Genomic DNA, 12,100 nt, shown 5'->3' on the forward strand with positions numbered 1-12,100 from the left:
TTTTTTTATTCGGAAGAGAGTGTTCATCTTAATTTATATAAATAAGGAGAATGAACATGATTATTTGCAGTGTAAACCATATTACCAAATCATTTGGCGGAAATATAATTTTTAAAGATCTATCCCTTGAAGTACAAGAAGGAAACCGGATTGGCCTTGTCGGGCGTAATGGCGGTGGTAAAACAACGTTATTAAAGCTATTAGCCAACCAAGAATCGGGAGATGAAGGGGTTATTCATTGGAAAAAGGGTTTGAAGATTGGTTACTTGGCCCAGATATCTGATTTCAAGGAACTAACAAGTAAAGAAGTACTAAAAACAGCATTTGAGCAATTAACAGCCACCGAAACTAAGCTTCGACAATTAGAAGTTGAAATGGGAGATGAAGCTGCACCAGGACACCTCCAAAGATTAATGGATCAATATGGAAAGCTCCAGGATGAATTTATCTTAAATGGCGGGTATGAAATGGATGCCCAATTGGATAGGATTGCAAACGGGTTGAATATTACCGACCTGCTTGATAAACCCTTCTCATCATTAAGCGGCGGAGAAAAAACAAAAGTTGGATTGGGTTTAAGTTTATTGAAAAATCCTGAGCTTCTTCTGCTAGATGAACCGACCAACCATTTAGATATGAAAGCGATTGAATGGCTGGGAGCCTTTCTAAAGGAATATACAGGAACGATTATTCTCATCTCACATGACCGTTACTTTTTAGATGAAGTGGTCACGAATGTGCTGGAAATGGAAGATGGAGAAATTGAACTGTACCATACGAATTTCAGCGGTTATGTGAAAGAAAAAGAAGAACGGCTCTTAAGAGAATTTCAGGAATATCAAGAACAACAGAAAAAAATTAAAAAAATGAAAGAAGCAATAAAGCGTCTCCGTGACTGGGCGAACCGCTCCAATCCACCAAGTGCTGCCCTTCATAAACGGGCGACCAATATGCAGAGGGCACTGGATCGAATTGAAAAACTAGACCGCCCAAAAATAGACGTCAAAAAAATGGCGATTGATTTCGAAGCCCATGATCGAAGCGGTAAAGATGTAATCGTCATAGAGGACGTTACGAAGAGTTTTGGAAGGAAGAACTTGTTTGACAAAGTAAACATGCTCGTACAATATAAGGACCGCACTGCAATTGTCGGGGAAAATGGTACTGGTAAATCCACACTGTTAAAAATGATTCTGAAGGAAATGGAGCCAGATAAAGGTGTTGTCAAGGTGGGCAGCAATGTAAAGGCAGGTTATCTGTCACAACATGTCTTTACGGATATTGGCGAACAACAGCTGATTGACGTGTTTCGGTCTGAAGTCGTCGTCAATGAAGGAGAGGCTCGTCATATTTTAGCCCGGTTTTTATTTTACGGACCAGCCGTTTTTCGGAAGGTCAGTCAACTAAGCGGCGGGGAGAGAATGAGACTTAGACTTGCCCAGTTGATGTACCAGGATATTAATCTTTTGATTCTGGATGAACCGACCAATCATCTCGACATTGATTCTTGTGAGGTGTTAGAGGAAGCGTTAGAACAGTTTAATGGCACCATTTTAGCTGTGTCCCATGACCGCTATTTTCTCAATAAATTGTTTAAGAAAATATACTGGCTTCAGGATGGGACTGTTCGCTATTTCGTTGGGAATTATGATTGGGCGAAAAGCAAATCGGAGGAAACAATCGAGGTAAAACAGAAGGAAAGGCCAGTGTTGACGAAAACTTCCCCACCGAAAGCATCAAAGGTGGAAGATGTGGGGGCAGCCTTGATTGAGGAAAAAATTGAGCAAATTGAAGCGGAAATTCAGCTTTTAAAACAAAAACTTGGTGAGGAAAGTGAACTTGAACTGCTGCAAAGAATTTATCTTGAGTTAGAGGAGCGGGAAAATAACCGTGACCGTCTCTACCAACAGCTAGAAGAAATCATCTAAAAAGAAATAGTTCCCCTTCAACATTTTGGGAGCTGCAATGGAGTCGCAAGTTTGCGGCTTCTTTTTTGTGGTAGAAATTGCTTTTCGAAAGGGGTGCTTTTCCTTATAATTAGAGATGTTTCTTTCATAAAGGATGGGTTGGTATGAATATTCATTTTTCTTTAAAGCAAGTATCAATGCTTTTAATCGTTACCTTGACTGGGGTGGTTTGGTCAGTCATCTTTCATCATCCGCTAGTCATAGGATTTTTTCCAGGCTATCTCGTACTTACTTGGTTGGCTGCGAGAAAAAATTTACGTTTAAAACAGATTCTACATATTAGTATTTTGGGGGTGAACAAAACTAGAATCGTCATCTTAATTTTATTTCTGGTGAGTTTTTTACTGCCATCCTGGTATTTAGCAGGAACTATTCAGCAAATGGTGGAAATTGCTCTGCATTTTATTGTTCCAAATCATTTTTTTGTCTTATCCTTTCTCTGTGCTTTGGTATTTTCCATGCTGCTGGGAACAACGGTCGGGACTTTAAGTGCAATTGGCATACCAATCATCGGAACGGCCATCGTTCTGAAACTTCCCGTCGAATTGGTGGCAGGCGCCTTGGTTTCAGGTGCATTTGTAGGAGATAGAACTTCCCCGTTTTCAAGCGCCCATCAACTATTGTCACATACAGTTGAATTGCCCTTAAAAAGACAATGGAAAGCGATGCTTTTTACTACGCTAGCCGCTATTTTTCTATGCTTTTGCTTTTATGGAGCGGCGGACTATCTAGTCTCAGGTACGGCTGGTTCAAAGCAGCAACTTGTAAGTTGGAATGATCTTTCTCTCATTAAATTTATCCCACCGTCTATCTTAATTATATTTGTCCTTTTAAGAATTAGTATCGTTTATGCTTTTTTAACAAGCATTCTATCAGCAGCAGCCATCGCACTTTTCAGTGGATCTTCGTGGCCAAAACTCGTATTCTCATTGTGGCATGGAATCGAGGGGCTAGGCGGTGGGTTCCTTCATATGTATGAATTGCTACTATTTCTAGCTTTAGCAGGTGCATATAATGGACTTTTGGAAGAAATGAATGTCATTCAGCCCTATTTAGATAGATGGTTACAATCATCCCGCACGCTTACTGGCGACACACTAAAAACAATGCTGGCGACATTTTTAATCACGTTAATCGCAGCAAATCAAACATTGCCAATTATCCTCACCGGCAGATCCTTCCTTCCGCATTGGTCTAATACCTATGGTAAAGAAGAGTTAGCCCGAGTTATGGGGGATTCCACCATGTTGTTTCCGGGGGTGGTGCCCTGGAGTGTGCTTGCCATCATGTGCAGTACCATTGTTGGAATACCAATTATGGCATACCTTCCATTTGCCCTTTTTTTATGGATTTTACCCATTTTAACGATTCTAGTATCCTTTGTAAAACAAGCACGAAAATCTAAGGAAAAGCAGACAGTAATAGCCTAAAATGGAGTCCGATGCGACTCCTTTTCTGCATCCAATATTAATCACTCCGAATGAAGTCCTTAAATCTTTCATATATGTGGTAGTAAAGAATTTGGACAAGGGATGATCAGATGCTGAAAAAGTTTGCGATAATAGGATTCGGAAGTACGATGATCGGGATTGGTATTAATGGGTTTATTCTGCCATTACATATCATTAATGGAGGATTTTTTGGCATCAGCCTGCTGCTAAAATATATTTTGGGTTTTAAAGTTGGGATGACATTTATCTTACTAAATATTCCTGTTTACATGTACGCATACAAATCAGATCCCGAGTATTTTTTTAATGGTGTGATGGGAGCAATCTGTTCCGGAATTATGATTGAATTGCTGGTGCCATTGAATGGAATGTTTCATTTGTCCGTCCTTAGCAGTGTGATTATAGGAGCTGTAATCATTGGGAGCGGGGTTGGGGTGATGCTCCGAAATCATATTAGTCCAGGCGGAATGGATCTGCTGGCCCTGCTTATTGCAAAATGGTCTAGAATGAATGTTGGGTTAATTATGTTTGTGATGGATGCTGTTATAATTATTACCGGTTTGTTCCTGCTGCAAGATGTGAAACTTTTTTATTCGCTTGTTATCGTTGCAATAGTGGGACTTTTGGCAAGTCTGATTACCACTAGGAACATTGAGCAGAATGTAATAAAGTAAAAATTACACATTAGGGGTAAGATGAGTAAATATAAACAAGCTTGTTAATAAGGAGATATACGATGGAACCTCTCAGAGATCTTCTCGAGGAAAATTTAAAGATTTTATTTGTTGGTTTTAATCCAAGCATTCGCTCTAGTGAACTTGGGCGTCATTATGCAAGTCCAAACAATCGTTTTTGGAAGATATTGTACGATTCAGGGTTAACACCACGGAAATATGAAGCAATGGAAGATGCGAAGCTTTTAGATTTAGGATTTGGATCTACAAATATTGTAGAAAGGCCTACAAAGGCAGCGGATGAAATTACCAAAGGAGAGTATAGAGAGGGAAGTGAGATCTTAAAGAAGAAGATCGATCAGTTTAAGCCAAAGATTGTCTGCTTTGTTGGAAAAGGAGTCTATCAGCAATACAGTGGGTTAAAAGTAATTCAGTGGGGAAGACAAACCACTAGCATTGTTCCAGGGGTTGTCGATTTCGTAGCGCCATCTTCTAGTGGTCTAGTACGTATGAAGTTGGAGGAAATTATTAATATCTATAAAGAGCTTGTCCCTCTACTATCGGAATAAAACATCGTCGGGTGATGCTCCCCGGCGATGTTTTTTATACTTCGAATTTATTCTTATAGTGGGACAAGGCGATAAGAGGAAAAATATAGCGATAGCTGTGATAGTGAATGTAAAAACCACCGGCCATACCTTGCCCCTTCGGATAAGCGGTAGTCCAATCTTCTTTTTCGAGGGAAGTTAATAAATAGGTGATTCCGTTTCTTATTTGTTCTGTAGGTTCTTCTGAAGCAGCAATCAAGGTATCAAGTGCCCAGGCAGTGTGTGTTAAGGTGCTAAATCCTAATGGCACATAAGCCTTTTTGCTATCACTATGGCATGACTCACCCCAGCCGCCATCTTTATTCTGAATACCATCTAACCATTTTACGGATTTTTGGATAGCTGCATGATTAGAAGGAATCCCAGCGGCAAGTAACCCTGTAAGGGCTCCCCATGTTCCATAAAGATAACAAATTCCCCATCTACCATACCAAGACCCATCCTTCAATTGATTACTTAACAGCCATTCCACCCCTTTATGGATTGCTTTATGGTCCCTAGATAGATTCGTGTAATTCCCCAAAAACTCTAGCGTTCGCCCCGTAATGTCAGCGCAAGATGGATCTGTTAGCAAAAATTCTCCTTTTTCAATGGGGAGAAATTCGAATAATTTTGTATCAGTATTTTTTTCAAACGCTCCCCAGCCGCCATCGTCATTTTGCATCGATAAAAGCCAGTTAAGGCCCCGGTCCCAGACATGCCTTTCAAGAGGATTCATTCTCGAAATAGACCGAAGTGATGCTGTTGTATCGTCAACATCTGGATTCATCGTATTGACATCTGAAAATCCCCATCCTCCTGGCAATGTCTTTGGATTATGAATGACCCAATCACCAAATTTATGATGCTGCCGGTTTAAAAGATATTGATTGGCCATTGTCACCATTGGGTCATCTGAGGCGACCCCGGCTGATTGCAGAGCATAACCAATCAATGAAGTATTCCAGACATTTGCTGTTGTGTACTGCATATGGGGATGGCCGTTGATATCGCATTTCATCGCAAGCAACCCATTCACAGCCTTGGTGATTACGGGATCTGTTTTCTTGTACCCATGGGACAGCAGAGCAAATATCATTAAAAAGGTGCAACTGTAATAACTATAAAAAGAGCCGTCGGGTTCGAGGTGGTTCAGCATGTAGTTCTTAGCCCGTTCGACCGCTAACTGATGGAGTTGTTCAGGTAAGCCCATTAATCTTTTAACTCCATCCTTGATAAATGAAAGCAGGGAACGGTATTCCGAGGAGCGAAACCAGAGATTTTCCTGCTGCCGGTGTAAATATAGTTCCGAAAGATTAGGGCTCATTGACGTTTTGATAAAAAACTTTTTATCAGCAAGTAGAATAATTGGTGTTAGATTGGCTCGCCCAAAGACAGAAAAGGAATAAAAATTAATTGGAAAATAATGTGGCAGGAGGATAAATTCAATGGGAAGAGGTGAAAAATCTGGCCAAATATATTGTCCTGTTAAAGAAAGCATCACTTTGGTAAAGATACTTACTTCTTCTATGCCGCCTTTGGATAAAATAAATTTTTTCGCCGCTCGCAAACGCATGTCATCCTTCTTGGCATACCCTGAAAACAACAATGCGTAATAGGCTTCCACGGTGGCGGTCAAGTTGCCTTCGCCCTCATCGTAGAAAAGCTTCCAAGCCCCATTCTTTTCTTGCTTACTAAAAATCCTCGCCACCAAGCCTCGAATTAATTCTTCATCATTTAATTCCAATGTCCGCAATAAAATGATCGTATAGGCATCTGTTGACAATCCTGTTTCAAAAGGGTAATTCCATGATCCGTTGGGAGATTGGTCTGCTCGAAGCCTTTCAATAAGCCAATCGATGCCCTTGCTAGTATTAATCATAGGTATTTCTCATTCCTCTCCCAGAAATCTATTCTCATTCATACATATTCCATTGGTGGAAGGAGAATTCGTATAGGAGGTCATGATCCATTTTTTTTACGAGAAATCGCCAAAAAACCACACTTGAAATGATTAGAGAAGAATTAAAAAATAAGAGCAAACAAGCAGCGATGCCGCCCAAACTTACGGAAGCAGATGGTGCGCTTTTAGAGCAAATAAGAGGAAAGACAGCCGTGCATAACCTAAATAATGTCACAAGAACAAAGGCCTACTTAGAATTTTACCTTCTCCATCCTGAAATTCATTGGGCATTCCTTGGACATATGGTTTCCCGTAATGGCGGCTGGAACATGACCGACTTAAAGGGAGAATTTCTCACCCGTTTGCTCTCGAAAAAAGATAGTGAAACCTTTTTTGCCTTTTTAGAGCGTGGGAATTGGCTGATTTTCCAAGATGTATACCCGCAATTTTTGCTGTATCAGGAGAGTTTAAGGAAAAATAAACCATTATTTTATTTATGTTCTTATCTCAATATTTCAACCTTCATGGAAACCATTTGGAATCAATTTTGGCATACCCAAGAAGCCTATATCCTTGCCATCGCCCTGGTTATCAATGAACAAAGTTATTTGGAGAAACGAGTAGTTCAAAATCCGCTTTACCAAAAGGGTGTGTTAAATAAATTCGAATTTATCCTCCAAGATTTGCTTTCATTTAACCATATTCTTTTTCCTTATGGAAAAAAGAACCTAGCAGGGCAAACACTCCATCAGTTTGAGTCATTACATGAGCGTATTCTACTTGGAAAAAGATTATATACGATCCTTTTTAAAAACAGGGAGCGGTTAAAACAAGTTTTAGACTGGGCAAAAAACCATCCGCATACCGGATCAAGGAAGGATTACTGGCCGCATATTTTTAATAACGTTAACGAAGGGATTCCGGGATTTGCCTATCAAACACGTTTAAAAGCCTGTCAGCTTAGACCGCGGGCAAGAAAAATATATAGTCCAGCCCTTCAGTACGCTTGGAAGAATGTCAGCCAAACGGAGGCTGAAAAAGGGGATTGGTTTAAAGATGATCATGTGGTGGATTATTTAATTGAGGACCATGAAAAAATAGACGGGGAGATAATAAATGAATACTGTAAAACACTTGAACGACTCGAACTCGCAGCCATCGCGAAAAAAGCCATTTCGATTTTGGACTAACCCTTCCTTTGCAACGGTGTTTTTAGCAACCTTGCTTGCGACCTATTTAGATCTATATTTAGTAGGTAAAGGCATATATAAGTTTCCTATGAGGCCAATCCCAAATGTCTTCTCCATTAATATTGGGTTTACACTTGTGGTGATACCGGTGTTTATTGTCGTTTTCCTACGGGTTATGGACCGGTTGAATAAATGGGGGAAGGCAGGAGTAATCTTATTCATCAGTCTTTTAATGCCCATCTTTGAAAGATTTGCGGAATTGTTGGGATGGTTTGAACACGCTGAGAATTGGAAACACCTTTATTCGTTTTTTGGCTACCTGCTATTTTTAGCATTTATTTATTCTTTTTACACCTGGATGGCAAAACGAAAAGATTAACAGACAAAAAGCCGAGATTTTCATCTCGGCTTTTGCGATGTAACCGTCAGTTACACCTTGCCCCTTCCGTCCGTACAGTGGTTAAGTGTCCCGCAACAAGCGAATGTTCGGAAGGGGTACTATTATATTACCACTACAAACTCAGAAATATAACCAATCATCGAAAATTAGGGTGCGAAACTTTCTTTTCTTACTTGAAAAGTGTATGATAATAATGATTTTTACATAAAGGAGTGTTTTTTAATGGCTAAAAAAGGATACATAGTAATGGAAAATGGAGAAAAGATGGAGCTTGAATTTTACCCTAATGAAGCACCAGGTACAGTTGCGAATTTTGAAAAATTAGCGAACGAAGGTTTTTACAATGGTGTGGTTTTCCATCGTGTCATCCCTGGCTTTGTAAGCCAAGGAGGAGATCCGACGGGAACTGGGATGGGCGGCCCAGGCTACACAATTAATTGTGAAACAGAAGGAAACCCTCACAAGCATGTTCCAGGTTCCTTATCAATGGCGCATGCTGGTAGAAATACAGGGGGCAGCCAGTTCTTCATCGTTCATGAATCACAACCTCATTTAAATGGTGTTCACACTGTTTTTGGTCAAGTGACATCAGGACTCGAGACTGCTCTTAAAATGAAAAATGGTGACAAAATGAAAGAAGTTAAAGTATTTGATGAGGAGTAATCCTTAGAAGGGAGAGCAGCTTTGCTCTCTCTTTTTTTTTGTCTAATTTATGATTGGATAGGGTAAATTAACCTCAAAAGTCAAATTGGGGGTCATTTATGAAAAAATTTGTAATCATACTCATTCCATTCCTGTTTTTTTCCTTTCAATTAATAGCTAAAGCCGAAAAGACAGAAGTCAAAAATTTGCAGGCTGCGATTATTATTGACGATTTTGGCGGCGGGACAGGTGGGGTCCGGGACTTCCTTGAAGGAGATATACCGATTACTGCTGCAGTCATGCCATTTACCGAGCACTCGAAGGAACATGCCAAATGGGCACATAAATACGGCATCGAAGTAATGATTCATTTATCAATGGAACCGAAAAGAGGGAAAAGATCCTGGCTTGGACCAAGGCCAATCACGAATGATCTTTCACCAGCAGAAGTAAAACAAATTGTCGAGGATGCAATAAAGGATGTTCCATATGCTGTCGGAATCAATAACCATATGGGTTCCCTTGCCGTTGAAAATGAACAAATTGTTCGCGCAATCGTTGAGGTGGCTAAGAAAAAAAGATTATATATCATCGATAGTGCGACGAGCCCAAACACAAAATTCCCGAAAATAGCCAAAGAGCTAGGTGTTCCCATCCTTAAAAGGGATGTATTTTTAGACGACATTTCCTCCTCTTCACACGTGTACAAACAAATGATTAGACTAGCAAAGGTTACTGAAATTAAAGGTACAGGAATTGCGATTGGGCATGTTGGTATTACAGGAAAGGTATGTTCGATTGGTGTTTTTCAATCGATAGATGAATTCGAAAAACGAAATATAAAAATTGTCCCTGCCTCTGACCTGTTTTCCGGCAAGGCAGCAGAAAAATACTTTATACCATTAAAAAAGGGCAGTTAACCACTGCCTTTTATTTCGCGTTCATTCTACTTTCACAATTGCACCATTACTGATAAAATGTCTCCTATCAAAAACAAATTAATAATTAGTAACTAAGGGAGAAGGAATCGCAAAAAATGAAATTAGTATCATGGAATGTCAATGGGCTTAGAGCGTGTGTTAAAAAAGGGTTTTTGGATTATTTTCAGGAAGTTAATGCAGACATCTTTTGTGTGCAGGAAACGAAACTGCAAGAAGGGCAAATTAATTTGGAGTTGGATGGTTATCACCAATATTGGAACTATGCAATTAAGAAAGGATATTCCGGTACTGCTGTTTTTACAAAAAACAAACCACTTTCCGTTCGGTATGGCGTTGGGACAGATGAATCTGAAGACGAAGGTAGAATACTTACCTTAGAATTTGATGATTTTTTCTTAGTCAATGTTTATACCCCAAATTCACAAAGAGATCTAGCCCGAATTAATTTTCGATTGGAATGGGAAGATCGAATTCTTCAACATATAAAGGAATTAGATCAACTGAAACCAGTGGTCCTATGCGGGGACTTAAATGTTGCTCATCAGGAAATTGATTTGCGTAATCCTAAATCAAATCTAGGCAATTCTGGGTTCACTGAGGAAGAACGTGGTAAAATGACTTCCTTACTTGCTGAAGGGTTTATTGACAGCTACCGCCATTTTCATCCTGATCAAGAGGGGGCATATACCTGGTGGTCTTATATGGCTAAAGTCCGGGAAAGAAATATTGGCTGGCGAATTGACTATTTTATTGTCTCTGAAAAGTTACGTGAGCGACTTAAGAATGTGGACATTCATTGTAATGTAATGGGAAGCGACCATTGTCCAATCCTATTAGAAATCAATTGATTTAATACAATTAGGTTTTCTTATGGTAAATCATAAAATACCTGTCATTTTCTTTATGAAGTAGCTGCATTATAGTTGAATTATAGAAAGTTACGGAAAGGGGAAATGACATGGATAGTAAAAAAGATGTAAAACATCAGTTTGGAAAAAGTGCTGATTCCTATGTGAGTAGTGCCATCCACAAGGATGGGAAGGACTTGCAAAAACTTGTCCAATTGGCGACGTTCACTGGCGAAGAAGACTTACTGGATATTGCTACTGGCGGAGGACATACTGCTAATGCGTTTGCTCCTTTGCTTAAGAAAGTCACAGCTTTGGATTTAACTCCGGAAATGTTAAAAGCAGCAGAAAAATTTATTCGAGCTAATGGTCATTTAAATGTCGATTTTATAATAGGGGATGCAGAAAATCTTCCTTTTTCAGATGGAGTATTTGATATTGTTACCTGTCGGATTGCTCCGCACCATTTTCCTAACGTAAATAAATTTGTTCAGGAAGTTCATCGGGTGTTAAAGCCATCTGGTCAGTTTTTACTTGATGATAATGTTGTTCCAGAAGATGATGACTATGACTTATTTTATAATACGATCGAAAAATGGCGGGACTACAGTCATTTTCGCGCTTGGAAAAAGAGTGAATGGCTCCACATGCTTGAGGTGAATGGATTTGAGGTTCATGAAATACATCGATTTGAAAAAACATTCCAATATGAGTCTTGGTGTAACCGAATGAATTTACCAGAGAATGAAAAAGATAAGTTATCCAACTACATCCAAAACTCCTCTCAAAAAGTAAAAGAGAAATTCAGGGTGTCAATTGCGAATGATCAAGTCATCTCATTTCAAGGTGAAGCAGTTATTATGAAGGCATTAAAAAGGTAAAAAACCTTTGCAGAAAGAGTGGATTTCTCTTTTTGCAAAGGTTTTTTGCCACTTAAACATCGTTCAGAGCTGTTCCAATCACATCAAATTCCGGCATTTTCTCTTCCAAAACCGATTGATTTAATTGCTCTTGTTCACTAGGAGCAACGAATCCATTTTCATCCTCTTTTTTCATAAAGTCCATACTCACTTTCATGTCATCTCCTTTTGCAAAACACAAGTACAAAAGTATTTTTTCCTATAAAAAGTAATCTAAACATAATTATTTTATCTTTTCTATTGGTATGTTATTAATCATGATTATTGCAAGTCCAGTAATTTCTTCGGAGACTTGCAATTCATTTTAAATAAATTGAAAGAAAGTGGTTGACGAATGGTTAATAGGGTAGTATTATATTCCTTGTCGCTGAAACGAAATAACTAATTTAAAGATTTAAAAAGGTAATTTCGAAATGAAGTTGACGATGATTAATTGTTATGTTAAAATAACAAATGTCGCTAATCACTCGATTGGCTGACGAAAGATTAATAGACTTGTTCTTTGAAAACTAAACAAACAAAATCGTGCAAACAAACAATAACTTTTAGTTTTGAATATGAAACTAAGCCAACGTAA

12 protein-coding genes are annotated in these 12,100 nt (G+C 39.0%); 10 read left to right on the top strand and 2 right to left on the bottom strand.

Features of this window, described 5'->3' with window-relative positions:
• Positions 1-56 precede the first annotated feature (56 nt).
• The 4 genes from abc-f to COJ96_RS27105 all read left to right on the top strand — a co-directional run bounded on the left by abc-f (position 57) and on the right by COJ96_RS27105 (position 4,661).
• On the top strand, positions 57-1,928 hold the full coding sequence (abc-f, locus tag COJ96_RS27090) for a ribosomal protection-like ABC-F family protein (RefSeq protein WP_098576732.1): 1,872 nt from the start codon (positions 57-59) through the stop codon (positions 1,926-1,928).
• Positions 1,929-2,071: 143 nt separating this feature from the next.
• Entirely contained in the window at positions 2,072-3,397 is a 1,326-nt protein-coding gene (locus COJ96_RS27095; protein WP_098576733.1) for a Na+/H+ antiporter NhaC family protein, read from the top strand.
• Positions 3,398-3,507: 110 nt separating this feature from the next.
• Entirely contained in the window at positions 3,508-4,092 is a 585-nt protein-coding gene (locus COJ96_RS27100; RefSeq protein ID WP_098576734.1) for a YitT family protein, read from the top strand.
• Positions 4,093-4,154: 62 nt separating this feature from the next.
• Positions 4,155-4,661, top strand: coding sequence for a mismatch-specific DNA-glycosylase (locus COJ96_RS27105; protein ID WP_098576735.1), 507 nt, complete (start codon positions 4,155-4,157; stop codon positions 4,659-4,661).
• A 34-nt stretch (positions 4,662-4,695) separates the two neighbouring features.
• Here the strand turns inward: COJ96_RS27105 and COJ96_RS27110 are convergent, their stop codons facing one another.
• The gene (locus tag COJ96_RS27110) at positions 4,696-6,561 is read right to left on the bottom strand and encodes a terpene cyclase/mutase family protein (protein ID WP_098576736.1); all 1,866 of its coding nucleotides are present in this window, start codon (positions 6,559-6,561) and stop codon (positions 4,696-4,698) included.
• A gap of 128 nt (positions 6,562-6,689) precedes the next feature.
• On the opposite strand from COJ96_RS27110, the gene COJ96_RS27115 reads away from it, so the two are divergent.
• The 6 genes from COJ96_RS27115 to COJ96_RS27140 all read left to right on the top strand — a co-directional run bounded on the left by COJ96_RS27115 (position 6,690) and on the right by COJ96_RS27140 (position 11,484).
• A complete protein-coding gene (locus tag COJ96_RS27115) occupies positions 6,690-7,772 on the top strand; it encodes a DUF2515 domain-containing protein (RefSeq protein WP_098576737.1) in 1,083 nt (360 codons plus the stop codon).
• On the top strand, positions 7,699-8,151 hold the full coding sequence (locus tag COJ96_RS27120; protein ID WP_257148653.1) for a CBO0543 family protein: 453 nt from the start codon (positions 7,699-7,701) through the stop codon (positions 8,149-8,151). The genes COJ96_RS27115 and COJ96_RS27120 overlap by 74 nt, the downstream gene beginning before the upstream one ends.
• Before the next feature lie 243 nt (positions 8,152-8,394).
• Positions 8,395-8,835, top strand: coding sequence for a peptidylprolyl isomerase (locus COJ96_RS27125; RefSeq protein ID WP_098576738.1), 441 nt, complete (start codon positions 8,395-8,397; stop codon positions 8,833-8,835).
• Positions 8,836-8,933: 98 nt separating this feature from the next.
• A complete protein-coding gene (locus tag COJ96_RS27130) occupies positions 8,934-9,734 on the top strand; it encodes a divergent polysaccharide deacetylase family protein (RefSeq protein WP_098576739.1) in 801 nt (266 codons plus the stop codon).
• A gap of 116 nt (positions 9,735-9,850) precedes the next feature.
• Positions 9,851-10,603 carry an exodeoxyribonuclease III gene (locus COJ96_RS27135; RefSeq protein ID WP_098576740.1) on the top strand — a complete coding sequence of 251 codons (753 nt, stop codon included), beginning with the start codon at positions 9,851-9,853 and terminating at the stop codon, positions 10,601-10,603.
• Between the two features lie 110 nt (positions 10,604-10,713).
• On the top strand, positions 10,714-11,484 hold the full coding sequence (locus COJ96_RS27140) for a class I SAM-dependent methyltransferase (RefSeq protein WP_098576741.1): 771 nt from the start codon (positions 10,714-10,716) through the stop codon (positions 11,482-11,484).
• A gap of 52 nt (positions 11,485-11,536) precedes the next feature.
• On the opposite strand, the gene COJ96_RS28965 is transcribed toward COJ96_RS27140, so the two are convergent.
• Positions 11,537-11,680 carry a hypothetical protein gene (locus COJ96_RS28965; protein WP_180230280.1) on the bottom strand — a complete coding sequence of 48 codons (144 nt, stop codon included), beginning with the start codon at positions 11,678-11,680 and terminating at the stop codon, positions 11,537-11,539.
• Positions 11,681-12,100 lie beyond the last annotated feature (420 nt).

It is taken from the genome of Bacillus sp. AFS073361 (assembly GCF_002567005.1).
Lineage (GTDB): Bacteria > Bacillota > Bacilli > Bacillales > Cytobacillaceae > Neobacillus.